This is a genomic window from Campylobacter sp. CH186, from assembly GCF_004378925.1.
Lineage (GTDB): Bacteria > Campylobacterota > Campylobacteria > Campylobacterales > Campylobacteraceae > Campylobacter_D > Campylobacter_D jejuni.
In genome coordinates, this window is sequence record NZ_RYYB01000001.1 from 511,653 (window position 1) to 528,432 (window position 16,780).

General features: G+C 30.2%; 14 protein-coding genes and 1 tRNA gene. 12 read left to right on the forward strand and 3 right to left on the reverse strand.

Annotation, left to right across the window (positions count from 1 at the left end; translation table 11 throughout):
- Positions 1-21: 21 nt before the first annotated feature.
- The 8 genes from ELQ09_RS02550 to ELQ09_RS02585 are packed head-to-tail and all read left to right on the forward strand — an operon-like array spanning position 22 to position 9,412.
- Entirely contained in the window at positions 22-1,137 is a 1,116-nt protein-coding gene (locus ELQ09_RS02550) for an ABC transporter substrate-binding protein (protein ID WP_002867160.1), read from the forward strand.
- A gap of 21 nt (positions 1,138-1,158) precedes the next feature.
- Positions 1,159-2,268: an ABC transporter substrate-binding protein gene (locus ELQ09_RS02555; protein WP_070317113.1), complete on the forward strand. Its 1,110-nt coding sequence runs from the start codon at positions 1,159-1,161 to the stop codon at positions 2,266-2,268.
- An 18-nt stretch (positions 2,269-2,286) separates the two neighbouring features.
- Positions 2,287-3,183: a branched-chain amino acid ABC transporter permease gene (locus ELQ09_RS02560; protein ID WP_002852952.1), complete on the forward strand. Its 897-nt coding sequence runs from the start codon at positions 2,287-2,289 to the stop codon at positions 3,181-3,183.
- Complete coding sequence (locus tag ELQ09_RS02565) at positions 3,183-4,235, forward strand: branched-chain amino acid ABC transporter permease (RefSeq protein WP_002893210.1); 1,053 nt, start codon at positions 3,183-3,185, stop codon at positions 4,233-4,235. Before ELQ09_RS02560 ends, ELQ09_RS02565 begins: the two co-directional genes overlap by 1 nt.
- Positions 4,232-5,002, forward strand: coding sequence for an ABC transporter ATP-binding protein (locus tag ELQ09_RS02570; protein ID WP_002893211.1), 771 nt, complete (start codon positions 4,232-4,234; stop codon positions 5,000-5,002). Before ELQ09_RS02565 ends, ELQ09_RS02570 begins: the two co-directional genes overlap by 4 nt.
- Positions 4,989-5,684 carry an ABC transporter ATP-binding protein gene (locus ELQ09_RS02575; RefSeq protein ID WP_002881782.1) on the forward strand — a complete coding sequence of 232 codons (696 nt, stop codon included), beginning with the start codon at positions 4,989-4,991 and terminating at the stop codon, positions 5,682-5,684. The genes ELQ09_RS02570 and ELQ09_RS02575 overlap by 14 nt, the downstream gene beginning before the upstream one ends.
- Positions 5,685-5,701: 17 nt before the next feature.
- The gene (ccsA, locus tag ELQ09_RS02580; RefSeq protein ID WP_088303530.1) at positions 5,702-8,947 is read left to right on the forward strand and encodes a cytochrome c biogenesis protein CcsA; all 3,246 of its coding nucleotides are present in this window, start codon (positions 5,702-5,704) and stop codon (positions 8,945-8,947) included.
- Positions 8,948-8,962: 15 nt separating this feature from the next.
- Positions 8,963-9,412: a hypothetical protein gene (locus ELQ09_RS02585; protein WP_088303580.1), complete on the forward strand. Its 450-nt coding sequence runs from the start codon at positions 8,963-8,965 to the stop codon at positions 9,410-9,412.
- Positions 9,413-9,414: 2 nt separating this feature from the next.
- On the opposite strand, the gene ELQ09_RS02590 is transcribed toward ELQ09_RS02585, so the two are convergent.
- From ELQ09_RS02590 to tgt, 3 genes are all read right to left on the reverse strand, one after another.
- Positions 9,415-9,491 (reverse strand) — tRNA-Arg (locus ELQ09_RS02590).
- Between the two features lie 52 nt (positions 9,492-9,543).
- A complete protein-coding gene (locus ELQ09_RS02595) occupies positions 9,544-10,311 on the reverse strand; it encodes a magnesium transporter CorA family protein (protein ID WP_038817424.1) in 768 nt (255 codons plus the stop codon).
- Between the two features lies 1 nt (position 10,312).
- The gene (gene tgt / locus ELQ09_RS02600; RefSeq protein WP_070317117.1) at positions 10,313-11,434 is read right to left on the reverse strand and encodes a tRNA guanosine(34) transglycosylase Tgt; all 1,122 of its coding nucleotides are present in this window, start codon (positions 11,432-11,434) and stop codon (positions 10,313-10,315) included.
- Positions 11,435-11,463: 29 nt separating this feature from the next.
- Between tgt and ELQ09_RS02605 the strand changes: the two genes are divergently transcribed.
- Genes ELQ09_RS02605 through mtaB form a run of 4 tightly spaced genes read left to right on the forward strand, consistent with a single transcriptional unit; the run spans position 11,464 to position 16,780 of the window.
- Positions 11,464-12,864, forward strand: coding sequence for a COG3400 family protein (locus ELQ09_RS02605; RefSeq protein WP_002856550.1), 1,401 nt, complete (start codon positions 11,464-11,466; stop codon positions 12,862-12,864).
- Positions 12,865-12,909: 45 nt separating this feature from the next.
- Positions 12,910-13,965 (forward strand): 3-dehydroquinate synthase, encoded by a 1,056-nt coding sequence (aroB, locus tag ELQ09_RS02610; RefSeq protein WP_038817426.1) that lies wholly within the window; start codon positions 12,910-12,912, stop codon positions 13,963-13,965.
- A complete protein-coding gene (locus ELQ09_RS02615) occupies positions 13,962-15,533 on the forward strand; it encodes a mechanosensitive ion channel domain-containing protein (RefSeq protein ID WP_002865744.1) in 1,572 nt (523 codons plus the stop codon). Before aroB ends, ELQ09_RS02615 begins: the two co-directional genes overlap by 4 nt.
- Positions 15,530-16,780 carry a tRNA (N(6)-L-threonylcarbamoyladenosine(37)-C(2))-methylthiotransferase MtaB gene (gene mtaB / locus ELQ09_RS02620; protein WP_002932875.1) on the forward strand — a complete coding sequence of 417 codons (1,251 nt, stop codon included), beginning with the start codon at positions 15,530-15,532 and terminating at the stop codon, positions 16,778-16,780. The genes ELQ09_RS02615 and mtaB overlap by 4 nt, the downstream gene beginning before the upstream one ends.

The following is a 16,780-nucleotide window of genomic DNA, read 5'->3' on the forward strand; positions in this document are numbered from 1 at the left end:
ACTATAATTAAAAGGAATGCTATGAAAAAACTAACTTTAACTTTAAGTGTTTTAACTATGGTAAATTGCCTATATGCTAAGGATATTAATATAGGGGTAGTTTTACCTTTAACTGGAACTGTGGCAGCTTATGGGCAAGATGTTTTTAACGGAATTGAACTGGCCAATAAGCTACAACCAAAACTTTCAAATGGAGATGTTATTAAACTTATCACAATAGATACAAAAGGAGATAAACTTGAAACTTCAAACGGAGTTAATCGTTTAATAGCAACAGATAAAGTCCTTGGGATTATTGGTGAAGCTACAACTCCAAATACCATTCAAGCTATTTCTATAGCAGAAGAGAAAAAAATTCCTCTAATAGCTCCAGTGGCATCTGGAGATAAATTGCTAGATAAAAAGAAATATGCAAGTAGAGTTTGTTTTAAAGACAGTTTTCAAGGAGATAAATTTGCTACTTATGTATCTAAGGATTTAGGGCTTAAAAATGCTGTTATCATCATAGATCAAAGCAATGTTTATTCTTTAGGTTTGGCAAGAGCTTTTGAAAATTCTTTTAAGAATAATGGTGGGAAAATTATAAAAAAACTTGTTATTAATTCAGGAGATAAAGATTTTAGAGCTGTGGTTTCTCAACTTAAGAGTTTAAATCCTGATTTTGTTTATATGCCTATTTATCATCCTGAAGCTGCTTTAATTGCGAGACAAGCAAGACAAATTGGTTTTGATAAACTTTTAGCAGCAGGAGATGGTGTTAATAATCAAACTTTTATAGATCTTGGCGGAAGTGCTGTTAATGGAGTAATTTTCACTGATAGTTTTGATTATAACAATCCATCTACACAATTAGGAAAAGATTTTGTTGCAGCTTATGAGAAAGTTAAAGGAACAAAAGAACTTCCAGCATTTTCGGCTATGGGTGCTGATGCGTATTTTGTAATGTTGAATGCTATGAATGCTTGCGTTGACAATCTTAGCAGTGAATGTATTAATAGCAAAATTCATCAAACTAAAGATTTTCAAGCTGTTGGTGGTGTGATTAGCATAGATGAAAGCGGTAATGCTATTCGTTCTGTTGTGATTAAAGAAATTCAAAATCAAAAACAAAATTATAAAACAATTATAAATCCATAATTACTAAAATAAAGGTAGAGAATGAAAAAAAGTTTAATTTTAGCAAGTATTCTAAGTTTAAGTTTAAGCGCTGCGGAAGTCAAAATAGGAGTTGTTTTACCACTTAGCGGAGCTACTGCAGCATATGGACAAAGTGCACTAGAAGGGATTAAACTTGCAAATTCAATGCAATCAACTTTAAGTAATGGAGATAAGGTTTCTCTTGCTATTATTGATACTAAAGGTGATAAATTAGAATCTTCGAGTGGAGCAAATCGTTTAATTTCTCAAGATAAAGTTATAGGTCTTATAGGGGAAATGGTTACTGCTAATACATTGCAAGTTATGCGCGTAGCAGAAGATAATAAAATTCCATTGATCGCTCCTGCTGCAACTGGTGATAGATTGCTTGATAAAAAAATATATTCTTCTCGAGTATGTTTTATGGACAGTTTTCAAGGTTCATCTTTAGCAAAATATGTTTTTTCAAAACTTAATTACAAAAGTGCTGTTATTGTAGTAGATCAAAGCACTGACTATTCCTTAGGTTTAGCAAAAGCTTTTGAAAAACAGTACAAGTCTAATGGCGGTCAAATTCTTAGAATTTTAAGAGTTAATTCAGGTGATAAAGATTTTAGAGCTATTGTAGCTCAAGTTAAAAGTTTAAATCCAGAATTTATTTTTTTACCGCTTTATTATAGTGAAGCTTCTTTGTTTGCAAGACAATCAAAACTCGCAGGTTTAAATATTCCTATGGGTTCTGCAGATGGAGTTGCTGATCAAACTTTTATTAGTTTAGCTGGAGATGCAAGCGAGGGTTATATTTTCACAGATAGTTTTGATGCTAATAATCCAACTACAAAATTAAGCAAAGAATTTATCAGTGTTTATGAAAAAGCTAAAGGAACAAAAGAAGTTCCAAATTTTTCAGCTATGGGTGCTGATGCGTATTTTGTAATGCTAAATGCTATGAATGCTTGCGTTGAAAATCTTACTAGTAAGTGTGTCAATGAAAAAATTCACCAAACTAAAAATTATCAAGGTGTTTCTGGTGTTATCAGTATTGATCAAACAGGAAATGCAACTCGTTCTGTAGTGGTTAAAGAAATTAAAAATCAAAAGCAAAATTATAAAGATATTATCAATCCTTAAAGGAAAAATAGAAAGATTATGGATTCTACTTTATTTTTACAACAACTTGTTAATGGACTTAGTTTGGGCAGTATGTATGCCCTTATTGCTGTTGGCTATACTATGGTTTATGGCGTGTTAAGACTTATTAATTTTGCTCACGGCGATATTATGATGGTTGGTGCTTATGCAGCTCTTTTTTGCATGACTAATCTAAATGTTCCTTTTCTAGGAGCTTTATCTTTGGCAATGATTTTTGCTGCCTGTGTTGGAATAGCTACAGATAGAATCGCCTATAAACCTTTAAGACAGGCTCCTAGAATTTCATTGTTGATTACAGCAATTGGTATTAGTTTTTTCTTGCAAAATCTTTTTAATATGCTTTTTACTTCAACACCTAGAACTTTTACACCGCCAAGTTATTTTGAGGAAAGTGTTAATTTTGGTGGAGTGATAACAACTTATGGTTCTTTAATGGTTCCTGCTCTTACATTTGTTATTTTAATAGCAGTGTTATGGATTTTGTATAAAAGTAAATATGGTATAGCTATTCGTGCTTTGGCATTTGATATACAAACAGTAAATTTAATGGGTATAGATGCAAATCGTATTATTGCTATAGTTTTTGCCCTAGGTTCAGCTTTGGCAGCAGTTGGGGGTGTTTTTTGGGCTGCAAATTATTACTCTGTTGAACCTACTATGGGAACTTTAATAGGTTTAAAAGCTTTTGCTGCTGCAGTTTTAGGGGGTATAGGTTCTGTAGTAGGTGCAGTTTTGGGTGGACTTATTATAGGATTTACTGAAGTTGTTGTTGTGGCTTTTTTTCCAGATTTATCAGGCTTTAAAGATGCATTTGCTTTTATTTTTTTGGTGTTTATATTGTTATTTAGGCCTACGGGAATTTTAGGTATAAATTTTGAAAAGAGTAGGTTTTAATGATGGTTAAAATTAAGGTTTCACATTTAATCTTTTTAATTGCTTCAATTATTTTTATTTTCATTTCTCCTTATATTTTTGGGGACTATGGATTAAACATTGTTAATCAAATTGCTATTTTTATTATTTTGGCTGTGAGTTACAACCTTATTAATGGTGTAACTGGACAATTTTCACTAGAACCCAATGGATTTGTTGCGATTGGAGCTTATGCGGCTGCTTTAGTTCTTTTGAGTGCTGATGCGAAAAATGATCAGTTTTTTTTAGATGGTCCTAGTTCTTTTATTTTAGCCATCCATTCAAATTCCTTTATTCTAGCTTTAATTGTAGCTGGAATTTGTTCATCTTTACTTGCCCTGATTTTGGCTTTTGCTGTATTTCGCGTGAGAGGGGATTATTTGGCTATTGTAACTTTAGGCTTTGGAATAATTATTAAAATAGCTGCTATTAATTTTCCTTCTATTACTAATGGCTCAAGAGGACTGGTAGATATTCCACAATTTTCCACGATTTATTGGACAGGTGGTATTGCTATTGTAGCGGTTATTTTAATTTTAAATATAGTTTATTCTAAATATGGTCGTGCAATGAAGGCTATAAGAGATGATGAAGATGCTGCAAGTGCTATGGGAATAAATACTTTTTGGATAAAAACTTTAGCTTTTAGCACTTCAGCATTTTTAGAAGGTGTAGGTGGGGGACTTTTGGCTTGTCTGTTGACTACCGTATCTCCAACTCAATTTGATTTTTTACTTACTTTTCAGCTTTTGATTATTATTGTTTTAGGCGGACTTGGTTCTACTACAGGTGCTATTATAGGTGCGATATTAGTTATTGGTGGAAGTGAGTGGCTTAGATTTTTAGATGAGTTAAATATAAAAATAGATTCTTTAAATCTTGATATCCAATCAACGCCAGGGCTTAGAATGGTTGTTTTTTCTATTGTTCTGATTTTAGTAATGCTTTTTGCAAGAAAAGGCATAATGGGTTATTATGAGTTGAGTGATGTGATTAGAGGGATTAAAAAGCGTTTTAAAAGGAGTGAAAAATGATTTTGGAATTAAAACAAATTTCAAAAAGTTTTGGTAGTGTTAAGGCTATTAATGAAACTTCTTTTAAAATCAATGAGGGTGAAATTTTTGCTTTAATTGGACCTAATGGGGCTGGCAAAACAACTCTTTTTAATATTATAACAGGTAACTATAAACCTAGTTCAGGTTCGGTTGAATTTCTAGGAGAAAGAATTGACCACTTAAAACCTCATAAGATTGTGCATTTAGGAATAGCTAGAACATTTCAAAATATTAGGCTTTTTTCAAGCATGAATGTGCTTGAAAATGTTCTTATTGGTTTTAATAAACAAATGAAATATAATATTTTTGAAGCCTTTTTGCATTTAGGGCGTTTTGGAAAAATAGAACAAGTATTTAAAGAGAAGGCTTATGCAATATTAGAAGAACTTGGTATTGCAGAATTTGCCAATGAAAAGGCTACTAGCTTAAGTTATGGACAACAAAGAAAAGTTGAGATTGCAAGAGCAATGGCTACTCAGCCAAGATTATTATTGCTTGATGAGCCAGCCGCTGGGATGAATAGCTCTGAGAGCGATGAACTTGCTGAGCTCATTTTTAAATTACGAAAAGATTATAAAATTAGCGTTTTGCTTATAGAGCATGATATGAAATTTGTAAATAAATTGTGCGATCGCGTATTGGTACTTGATTATGGAAAAACAATTTTTGAAGGTAAACTTTGCGATGCTGTAAATCATAAAGAAGTAATTGCTGCGTATTTAGGGGATTTTGATGCTAATAGTTAAAGATTTGCATGTTTATTATGGATTAATTGAAGCTGTTAAAGGGATTGATTTTAAAGTGGAAACAGGCCATATTGTTTCTCTTATAGGTTCAAATGGAGCAGGTAAAACTTCAACTTTAAATGCGCTTTTAAACTCAGTTAAAAGAACTGGTGGGGTTAATTTCTTAGGTTATGATACTAAAAGGCATTTAACTCATACTTTAGTTCAAAAAGGTATAGCTTTAGTTCCTGAAGGAAGGCGTGTTTTTATTAATTTAAGCGTAGAGGAAAATTTAAAAATAGGTGCTTTTAATAATGCTGAAAATTATGAGCATTTAAGAGAGCAAATGTATAAACTCTTTCCAAGACTTGCAAGTAAAAAGCATGCTTTAGCTGGAACATTGAGTGGAGGGGAAGCGCAAATGCTTGCGATTTCAAGGGCTTTAATGAGCGAACCAAAACTTTTGATGTTGGATGAGCCTTCTTTGGGACTTGCTCCAAAGATTGTGGGTGAAGTTTTTGATATTATTGTGCGTTTAAAAGAAGAGGGTATAACTATTCTTTTGGTAGAGCAAAATGCTTATTCTGCATTAAAAATAAGTGATTATGCTTATGTTTTGGAAAATGGTCGCATTGTAATGGAAAACGAGGCTAAAAATTTAATAGGTGATGATGAGATTAGAAAGAAATATTTAGGGCTTTAAAATTTAAAGGAAAAAGAATGAAAAATATAATAAAAAGCATAGGGGATTTAAGAGTTTCGGTTGTATTGTTTTTGCTTTTTGCGCTTTTTTGTGCTTTGGCAACTTTTATTGAAAGTGCTTATGGAACTCCTACGGCTTGGGCAATGGTTTATGATACTTTTTGGTTTGAATATATACAACTTTTACTTGGTATTAATTTACTATGCGGGATGTTTCGTTATAAAATGTTTGGGCTTAAAAAATTGCCTTTAATGATTTTTCATATTTCTTTTTTATTTATTTTAGTGGGTTCTGCAATGACAAGATATGCTGGTTTTGAAGGTATTTTACCTATTAGAGAGCATACTCAAAATTCACTTATAGAAAGTTCTAAGACTTCTTTGCGCATTTCTGCTATAAAAGATGGAGAACGCTATAGTGCGGTTAATGATCGTTATATAGGAAATTTGCCTTTTGCTAATTCTTTTAAACTAAAACTTAATTTAGGTGATGATCAAGCTGTATTAAAATATAAAGATTTAATCTTAAATGCTCATTATACTTATAAAGAAAATAATAATTCTGATCCTTTATTGGTTTTGATGCTTTCTCAAAAAGGATCTCAAGGTGTTGATGTTAAATTTGAAAAAGGTGAAGTTAAGAATATAGAAGGGGTTAATTTTGCTTTTATGAATGATAATGTTAAAGCACCTTTTGTAAAAATTGATGAAAATTTAACTTTAAGTTCAAGTGAAAACTTACATTTTCTAAGTATGCTAGATGGACAAAATTTAGACCTTAAAATTGGAGAAAAGGCAAATGCTAAGGAAAGAAGGCTTTATGAAATTAAAGATATTAGTTTTGTAGTTAAAGCTGCTTCTTTACACGCACAAGAAGCTTTAGAAGGTTCTAATAGACCTCAAGATGAAAGTTTTTGGTTATGGTTTAAATCTGCTTGGTTGGAAGTGGGTAGAACTATGTTGATTTCTACTTTTGGCGAGCCTCAAAATTGGAAAAATTCTTTATTATTGCATTTTAAAGATTTTGCTTTAAGTAATGAGAATAAAAACTTAGAATTAACTGGCTCTAATGCTTTAAAATTAGAATTAAGCTATAAAAATGAAAGTAAAGAATTTTATATTTTTGAATATAATAAACCTATTATGATAGAACTTGCAGGTCAAAAATTCTTTATTTCTTGGGCACTTTCTTATGAACAATTGCCTTTTGATATTTATTTGAGAGATTTTGTATTAGATCGTTATCCAGGTTCTATGTCTCCAGCTTCTTATGCAAGTGAAATTACCGTAAAAAATAATAATGAAAATTTTGATTATAGAATTTTTATGAATAATGTTTTAGATTATGATGGCTATAGATTTTATCAAAGTTCTTATGATCAAGATGAAAAAGGGACTGTTTTATCTGTAAATAAAGATCCAGGTAAAATACCAACTTATATAGGTTATTTTTTGCTTTGTCTTGGAATGTTTATGAATTTTTTAAATCCACATTCTAGATTTAGAACTTTGGCAAGATTAATTAATAAAGACACTTTAAAACATGCAAGTGTGATTATTTTTATTTTATTGCTATCTTTTGGTTCTGAAAAGACTTTTGCTCAAGATTTAAATTCGACCTTACCTGTGGTAAATACTAATCATGCTAAAGCTCTTGCTACTTTAATAGTTCAAAAATCAGCAGATGGAAGAATGGTGCCTTTTGATACGCTATCAAGAGAAATTTTAGAAAAAATTCATCAAAGTGATAGCTATAAGGGTCAAAATTCTAACGCTGTTATGCTTTCCATGCTCGTTGATGTAGATAAATGGCAAATGGAACCTTTTATTTTAATGCCACAAAATCAAGCAGTTCGTGATGCTATTGCAAATATTTTAGAAATTCCTAGCACTAAATATATTTCTTATAAAGATTTCTTTGATGAGAATAACCGATATAAACTTCAAAAATATGTTGAAAATGCAAATCGTAAAAACCCAAATGCAAGAGGAGTTTTTGATAAGGAAATTATAAAACTAGATGAAAGAGCTAATGTTGTAAATTTAGTTTTTAGTGGTGAATTATTTAAATTTATTCCTGTTCAAAATAATCCAAATAATGTTTGGCTTGCACCTTTTTCTGCTGTAACTACTCTTAAGGGGGATGAAGGGCATATTGTTTTGGCTTTAATACAGAATTATTTTAGTGCTGTGGAAAATGCTTTTAAAGATGGTAATTGGACTAGAGCTGATGAAGGCTTGAAATTTATCAAAGAATATCAAGAAAAAATAGGATATAAAGTCATGCCTAGTAAAACCAAGGTTGAAATGGAAATTTTTTCTAATAAGGCTGAAATTTTCGTTAAACTCGCTCCTGTATATTTAATTGCGGGTTTTTTACTTTTGATTCTTGTTTTTTCTAAAATGGTCGTACCGAATTTAAAAATCTCTTTTATATTTAAAGTGGTATATGTTTTAAATGTTTTAGCTTTTGTAATTCATACAGTAGGTCTTGGACTTCGTGCTTATTTATCAGGTCATGCTCCATGGAGTAATGGCTATGAAAGCATGGTGTATATAGCTTGGGCATTGTCTTTGTCGGGTATATTTTTCTCTAGAAAAAGTCCTATAGCCTTGTCATTAACTTCTATTTTATCCGGTGTTGTATTAATGGTTGCACATTTAAGCGAAATGAATCCGCAAATTACAAATCTTGTTCCTGTGCTCAATTCTTATTGGCTTAGTATTCATGTATCTGTTATTACTGCTAGTTATGGATTTTTAGGACTTTGTGCCTTACTTGGTATCTTTACACTGTTCTTAATGTGTTTTCTTAAGAAAGATGGAAAATATAATCTTAATATTTTGAGAAATATTACAGAGGCTACAAGAATTAATGAAATGGCAATGATTTTTGGACTTTGTTTGCTTACTGTAGGAAATTTTTTAGGTGCAATTTGGGCAAATGAAAGTTGGGGGAGATATTGGAGTTGGGATTCTAAGGAAACTTGGGCTTTAGTTAGCATTTTGGTTTATGCAGCAATTTTGCATCTTAGAATGATTCCAAAATATTGTAATCAATTTGTGTTTGCTTTATGGAGTATGTTTGCTTATTGGGTTATTATTATGACTTATTTTGGAGTAAATTACTTTTTAACAGGACTTCATTCTTACGCTGCAGGCGAAGCGGCTCAAATTCCTAATTATGTTTATTGGGGATTTGCATTGATGGTGGTTTTAGCTCTTTTTGCAAGAAGGAAGCGAAATTTTGTAGGCAAACTGTAAATGAGCCATATTTTTTTGGTTATTTTTTGTGCTGCTTTAGCGCTTTTATTGTTTTTAGGCATGATTGCTTATCTTATTACAAGTGATGGCAAAAAAACAATTAAAAAGCAAAAAACTAGCCAAAAGCAGCATGTAGCTGAAAAGACTAAAAAATTTGATACAGACTTAGATAAAATGATAATTGCTGCTTCCGATGTTAAGCTAACGGATATTGAATTAAAAGAACTTGCCAAACTTTATGTGCAGACACATAAACTTGGTTCAAAAACTTCTAAAGAATTAGATGAACCAACAAAAAAGAAACTAGAATTTGTTTCTGCTTTGGCTGCAAATATTAATGCAAGTGCACAAACAGTAAGTTACTTAAATAAAGAACTTAAGAAAATTTCTGGATCTTACAAAAAAGAAATTGATGCTTATGAGCATATGGGATTAGCTAAAAGAAAAATTAAAGAAGATAAATAATATGGTGCGCTCAAGAGGATTCGAACCTCTGGCCTTTTGAACCGCAATCAAATGCTCTATCCAGCTGAGCTATGAGCGCAAAAATAAGTTAAAATTATATATAAATATTCTTAAAATAAGCAAAATTTTGCTTATTTTGTTTGTTTTTTAGCTTTTTTACCTTCATCTAAATCAAATTCTTTAGTCTTTTTTGAATGATAAAATATAAAACCTACAATCAAAATACAGCAAATCAAAGAAAAAATATAAAGTGTACCATAAGGGCTATCTTTGAAAAAAAGATTATTAGTATTCATTCCAAAAAATCCTACGATCAAATTTAAAGGCAAGAAAATAGAAGAAAGTATACTTAAAAGATAAATACTTTTATTCATTTTTTCATTTTTAATTGCACTTGTTAATGCATAAAGAGTATCAACTCTTGCTAGATGTTCTTTGGTGTTTTTACTCAAGATGCTAATGGATAAATTTAGAATTTTTAAATGTTTTTTGTATTGCGCTTGTTCGCTAAGCAAAAGATTGAAAGCTTCGCTTAGAAGATTGATTTGCTTTAGATTTTTGTTGATTTTTTGTCTTAACACAAAGGATTTTTTGTAAAAATTTTTAACAAAACCACCTTTTAAGATAATACCTTCTTTGTGTTCTAAAAGGTTTTGAAAATGAGTATTTTGTACTTTAAAATCTTCTAAAATGGATTTAATAAAATTTGAAAATTCTTCTATACTAGAAAGCTTAAATTCTTCATCTTGAAGTTTATAAATTTTTTCATCGTTAAAAAGCCAAGTTTCCAAATTTAATCCCACATAAACAAAAATTTTTTGTCCATAAATTTCACTATAGAAAGTTTCTAAATTCTTTGCTTGTAGGATTTTTTTTAGATTTTCGTGTAGTTCTAGCATTTTATTTGCCTCTTAAGTGATAAAAATTTCTTTTAAATTGCGTAAAAGAATTATTCAAAATTGCTTCACGCATCTTTCTTGCAAGTTCAAGATAATAATGTAGATTGTGCAAACTTGCCAAACGAAAAAAAGTAAGTTCTTTAGCTTTGAAAAGATGGTTCAAATAACCCCTTGAAAAATTACGACAAGTATAACATGAGCAAACAGGATCTATAGCTTCATGATCATTGATAAATTCTGCTTTTTTGATATTAAATTTTCCAAAACTTGTGAAAAATGTTCCATTTCTTGCATTTCTAGTTGGCATCACACAGTCAAACATATCTACTCCTCGCTCAACATTTTCTACCAAATCTTCAGGCGTTCCTACGCCCATTAAATATCTTGGACGATTTTCATCTAGATAAGGGTTTAAGTTTTGGACTGTTTCGTACATCAAGGCGTTTTCTTCGCCCACGCTAAGCCCACCTATAGCCAAACCATCAAATGGCATTTCATTTAAACTTAAAGCGCAACGCTTTCTTTCTTCATAATCTGTACCACCTTGGATAATACCAAAAATATTTTGCCCTATACCTATACCTTTATTTTGCATACTTTTATGATAAGTAATAGCCTCTTTTGCCCAAAGTATAGTGCGATCAACAGAAATTTTAACCCTTTCTTTGGTTGCGGGTAGGGCTACTAAATCATCTAAAATCATCATAATATCAGAGTTAAAATCATATTGAGTATCTAAAACACTTTTTGGAGTAAAAAGATGACGACTCCCATCGATGTGACTTTTAAATTCTATACCTTCGTTAAAATGTTTGGAATTTTTACTTAAAGAAAAAGCCTGAAAACCACCACTATCGGTTAAAAAACTTCTATCAAATTTCGTAAAACCATGTAAACCTCCAAAATCTTTTACCACTTTGGAAGTTGGACGCAAGTACATGTGATAGGTATTTGCTAAAATAATTTTTGCATCAAGCTCGTTTTTCATATCATTAGCATCAAGACTTTTAACCGCTCCTACTGTGCCAACAGGCATAAAAACAGGGGTTAAAAAAGTGCTGTGTGCGGTAATGATTTCACAAACCCTTGCCATTCCATCTTTATGCTTTAATTTAAATTCCATTTGTTATAATTTCCTTTTTGGAGTTTAAAATGAATAATATTTTAATTATAATAGACGGTATTTTAGCAAAGCATTTCTTAGAAAGGCTTTGTTTTGAAAAAGGCTTAGGTTACTTTTTTACAGTAGTGTGTCAAAATAGTGAAAAAAATAACTTAAATATTTCTAGTGAGTATATTGACTTGCATTATTTTGATCCTACAAGCACAGCGCGTCTTGAAAATATTATGAGTAAAGATTTTAAACAGGCTTTTATTTATATGCAAGATGAATTTGAAACTAAAAAAAGTTATGAGGCTTTGCGTTCTTTAAATCCAAATTTAGAAATAGAAATAATGGATTTTTGGGGGTTAAGTGTTAATGATACTCATGCAAATTTAGCTGATGCTAGAATGACTTTAAGCCGTAGATTTATGGATTTTTTACCAGATATTGCTTTAACAGCTCAGTATATAGGACTTGGGGTTGGAGAGATTATGGAAGTAAAAATTCCAGCAGGATCTATTTTTGCTTATAGGCACATAAGTTCAATACAACAAAAAAGGTGGCGCATAGTCCTTATTTATAGAAATTCTAAGATTTATTTTGTAAAACCATCTTTTGTTTTAGAGCCAAATGATAGCATTTTGATCGTTGGAGATCCTGTTGTTTTACAAAGTATTTTTCATAATATAAGAGGCAAAGCAGGGCAATTTCCTATGCCTTTTGGAAGTAATGTTTTTGCTTTAATTGATATGAAAAATATGAATCAAAATATGCAAGAAAGAGTGCTTGATACTACTTTAAAATTAACTCAAAAAAGCAATGCAAAAAGATTTTTTATACATGTTATCAATCCTAAATTAGGGGTAATGTATGAAAAATTAAAAAAACTTTCTGAGGATAAAGAAGGTGTGTTTTTTGATTATTTCAACACAGATTTTAAACAAATTTCCACATGGTTGCAAAATAATGATATAGGATTAGTTGTAACCGATATAAAAAATTTTGAGAAAGAAAAACAAGCTTTTTTTGATTTAAAAATTCCTATTATGAAAGTGGGTGAAGCTTCTTTTGATGAACTTAAAGAAGCGATTATTTTAAGTGCTGATGAGAGTGAACTTGAAAACAATGCAAATGTCATTACTGATTTAAGTAAACAGCTTGATTTTGGAGTTATTTTATATTATTATAATCCAAATTCTCAAAATACTACAGATATGGAGGAGTATTTTAGAAGTTTATCTAAGCTTTATGATAAAAATATACAAATTATTAATAAAAATGATGAAAACCCTCTTTTAAATTTGCAATATCGCGAAGATTTGTTACAATTTGTGAGTTTTCAAAAAGAATTACTAAATAGAGATTTTGGCAGAAATTTAAGTACAAATTTAAATAGGCATTATTATAAAATGAGACAAAATTACCAACTTTTCATACCAGTAGAATAAATAATTAATTAAATGTGATAGAATAAACGCAAAAAGAGTAGTTCAATGCAAGTAGAAGTTAAGTTAAAAGAAAATGCTTATAAGGTTTATATTGATGAACTTGAAGAATTAGAATTTGATAGTAAGGTTTTTATACTTTCAAATCCTAAGATTTCAGGTCTTCATTTGAAAACATTACTTTCTAAAATTAAGGCAAAAGAAATTTTTATTGCCACTGTAAAAGATGGTGAAGAATATAAAAATTTAAGCACCATAGAAGAAATTTTAAACCAAATGTTTAATTCTAAATTGGATAGAAAAAGCGTGCTTATAAGTTTTGGCGGTGGCGTGATTAGTGATATGGGCGGATTTGCTGCTAGTATTTATCAAAGAGGTATTGATTTTATAAATATTCCTACTACACTTTTAGCTTGTGTTGATGCAGCAGTAGGTGGAAAAACAGGTGTTAATAATAATTTTGGTAAAAATCTTATTGGCACTTTTTATCAACCTAAAGCTGTATATTGCGAGAGTTCTTTTTTAAAGACTTTGAGCTCTAGAGAACTTGCTGCAGGCATGGCTGAATTTATTAAAATGGCAGCAATGTTTGATGATGGTATACTTGATTTTATAGAAAAAATTGATGAAAAAAGTTTCTTAAATGCTACTTGTGAGAATGAAATTTTTACTCAAATTATAGCAAGAAGCATAGAACTTAAATCAAGGGTTGTTGAACAAGATGAAAAAGAATCAGGGCTTAGAATGCTTTTAAATTATGGTCATACTTTTGCTCATGTTATAGAAAATTTTACAGATTATAAGCTTTATTTACACGGAGAAGCGGTAGCTATAGGTATGGTTATGGCAAATCAATTGGCTTTAAATTTAGGGCTTTTGGATAAAATGCAAAGTCAAAAAATAAAAGCTATTTTACTTAAATTCGGTTTGCCAATATCATATAAAATCAACAATGTAGATGAATTTTATGAAGCTTTTTTCATGGATAAAAAAAGCTCTAATAAAAAAATCAATTTTGTTCTTGCTAGTCCTTTGGGCAAGGGTTTGATAAAAGGTGATATTTCTAAAGAAGATATAATTGCAACTTTAAGAGAATTCCGATGAAAAAAATTATTATTTTAACCTTTTTTGTTGTTTTTGCTTTTGGTGATGTAAATCGGACTATTATTAATAACATAAATGAGAAAATTAATACTTTAAATACTGTAATCAGTGCTAGTATTTGGAATATACGTTATGAAAATTTTATAAAATATCAAGATATAAATGATGAATTAATCATTTTAAATCTTAATTTAAAAAAGACTTCCGATATTCACCAACAAGAAGAACTTAAACGTAAGATAGCAAATTTAGAAGAGCAATTGAGCTTGCTTAAAGAATATAAAGATTTAAATTTTGCACAAAGTCTTAGTGCCCCTGATAATATAGAAACTTTATCTAAGCTTACTAATCCTTTGGCTATTATAGGAGCTTTTTCTCATATTAAGAAATTAAAAGGAGAAAAGGAAGAGTATATATTTAAATTTAATGATTTTAAAAATTTAGTAGATAAAATTAGAGAAAAAAACTCAGAACTTAAGGAATTAGTTGAGCTTAAACCAAGTGTTGAGAATATAGAAGCTTTAAAAGCTTCGGATAAAAAGTTGGAAGAATTTGAGCAAGCTTTAAATTTTGCCAGTGTTTCTTATTCTGTTTATGAGAAAAAAATTGATGAAGAGCTTTCTCGAGTAAGTGCTGAGATTAAAGTTCAAAGCTTAAGGGCTGTAAATATACTTGTTGCTATTGTTATTGTTATAGCTATAGCTTTTATGTTGAAATTTATTGCTAAAAAATACATTAAAGATAGTGAAAGATATTATACTGCTACGAAGATTATTAATTTTATTAATATAAATATTATTTTTCTTATTTTGCTCTTTGCTTATATAGAAAATATTACTTATCTTGTAACTATACTTGGTTTTGCCTCTGCGGGCTTAGCTATTGCTATGAAAGATATGTTTATGTCTATGCTTGGATGGTGTGTGATTATTTTTGGCGGAAGTTTTAGAGTAGGGGATCGTGTAAAGGTTTTTCAAAATGATACTACCTATATAGGAGATATTATAGACATTTCTTTTTTACGCATTACTCTTTATGAAGAGCTTACACTTGAAACTTATAATAAAAATCGTCGTAGTGGGCGTATTATATTTATTCCTAATAACTATGTTTTTACAAATTTGCTTGCTAATTATACTCACCATGGTATGAAAACCGTGCTTGATGGCATTGATATAAGTGTTACTTTTGATAGCAATCTTGATAAGGCGCAAGAAATTGTGGAAAATATTGTTACACGCCATGCTAAAGGTTATACTGAGCTTGCTAGAAAAAATATAGCTCGTTTACAACATGAATATAGTATTAAAAATCCTAAAGTGGAGCCAAGGTTTTTTATGTTTTTTGAACATTGGGGAATGCGAATTTCTGCATGGTATATGACTAATGCTTATGCGGCTTTGGTATTAAGAAGTACGATTAGCAAAGAGATTATAAAAGAATTTAATAAGCATAAAGATATAAAAATCGCTTATCCATCGCAAAATTTATATTTAGGAAATTTAAATCAAAATCATTTTGAACAACATCATGAAAATACGCATTTTTATGCAAGGAATAAAGATTGAAAGAAAAAGTTTTTTTTAAAACCTTTGGGTGTCGCACAAATATTTATGATACAGAGCTTTTAAAAAGTTATGTAAAAGATTATGAGATTATAAATGATGAGAATAAAGCACAAATTATCGTTGTAAATTCTTGCACGGTTACAAATGGAGCTGATAGCGGGATAAAGTCTTATGTAAATACCATGCAAAAAAAAGGCATTAAAGTTATACTTACAGGTTGTGGTGCTGTAAGCAAAGGTAAGGAGCTTTTAGATAAAAAACAAGTTTTTGGAGTGCTTGGAGCGTCAAATAAAGATAAAATCAATGAATTTTTAGGAGCAAAGACAAGTTTTTATGAACTTGGAAATTTAAATTTTATTGATAAAGATATAGTTTGTGAGTATGAAAATCATACCAAAGCTTTTGTGAAAATTCAAGAAGGTTGTGATTTTGCTTGTTCTTATTGTATTATCCCTAGCGTGCGGGGTAAATCAAGAAGTGTAGATGAAAAAGCTCTTTTAAAACAAGTTGAAATTTTGGGGGCTAATGGCTATAGTGAAATTGTTTTAACAGGGACTAATATAGGTTCATATGGGCTTAAAAATGGCACAAGTTTAGGCAAGCTTTTGCAAAAAATGGGACAAATTTCAGGTATAAAACGCATAAGGTTAGGTAGTTTAGAACCCGCACAAATTGATGAAAGTTTTTTAGAAATTTTAGATGAGACTTGGCTTGAAAGGCATTTACATATTGCTTTGCAACATACAAGTGAAAAAATGCTTCGCATAATGCGAAGAAGATCGCATACGGATAATGATTTAAAGCTTTTTAATACTATAGCAAGCAAAGGATATGCTTTAGGGACGGATTTTATAGTAGCTCATCCAGGCGAGAGTGAAGAAGTGTGGCAAGAAGCTTTGAAAAAATTTAAAGAATTTCCACTCACTCATATTCATGCTTTTATTTTTAGTCCTAGAAACAACACGCATTCTGCTACCATGAAAGATGTGATAAATGGAACTTTAGCTAAAGAAAGATTAAACACTTTAAAATCCATAGTAGAAAAAAATAATTATGAATTTAGAAAAAAAAATCAAGTTTCACTTGAAGTTTTGGTAGAAAATCAAAAAGATGGTTTTTTTGAGGGTTATGATCAGTTTTTTAATAAGATCAAAATTAAAAGTGATAAAGATATAGCTAAAGAATGGATTGTTATATCTCAATATGAAGTACAAGAAAAGTCTAACTTTGCAAATTTAAAAGGCTAG

What these genes read in the sequence shown, in the direction of transcription:
- ELQ09_RS02560 (WP_002852952.1), top strand. Translation starts at nt 2,287, where the DNA reads ATGGATTCTACTTTATTTTTACAACAACTTGTTAATGGACTTAGTTTG.
- ccsA (WP_088303530.1), top strand. Translation starts at nt 5,702, where the DNA reads ATGAAAAATATAATAAAAAGCATAGGGGATTTAAGAGTTTCGGTTGTA.
- ELQ09_RS02595 (WP_038817424.1), bottom strand. Translation starts at nt 10,311, where the DNA reads ATGCTAGAACTACACGAAAATCTAAAAAAAATCCTACAAGCAAAGAAT.
- ELQ09_RS02565 (WP_002893210.1), top strand. Translation starts at nt 3,183, where the DNA reads ATGATGGTTAAAATTAAGGTTTCACATTTAATCTTTTTAATTGCTTCA.
- aroB (WP_038817426.1), top strand. Translation starts at nt 12,910, where the DNA reads ATGCAAGTAGAAGTTAAGTTAAAAGAAAATGCTTATAAGGTTTATATT.
- ELQ09_RS02570 (WP_002893211.1), top strand. Translation starts at nt 4,232, where the DNA reads ATGATTTTGGAATTAAAACAAATTTCAAAAAGTTTTGGTAGTGTTAAG.
- ELQ09_RS02605 (WP_002856550.1), top strand. Translation starts at nt 11,464, where the DNA reads ATGAATAATATTTTAATTATAATAGACGGTATTTTAGCAAAGCATTTC.
- ELQ09_RS02555 (WP_070317113.1), top strand. Translation starts at nt 1,159, where the DNA reads ATGAAAAAAAGTTTAATTTTAGCAAGTATTCTAAGTTTAAGTTTAAGC.
- ELQ09_RS02550 (WP_002867160.1), top strand. Translation starts at nt 22, where the DNA reads ATGAAAAAACTAACTTTAACTTTAAGTGTTTTAACTATGGTAAATTGC.
- ELQ09_RS02615 (WP_002865744.1), top strand. Translation starts at nt 13,962, where the DNA reads ATGAAAAAAATTATTATTTTAACCTTTTTTGTTGTTTTTGCTTTTGGT.
- tgt (WP_070317117.1), bottom strand. Translation starts at nt 11,434, where the DNA reads ATGGAATTTAAATTAAAGCATAAAGATGGAATGGCAAGGGTTTGTGAA.
- ELQ09_RS02575 (WP_002881782.1), top strand. Translation starts at nt 4,989, where the DNA reads ATGCTAATAGTTAAAGATTTGCATGTTTATTATGGATTAATTGAAGCT.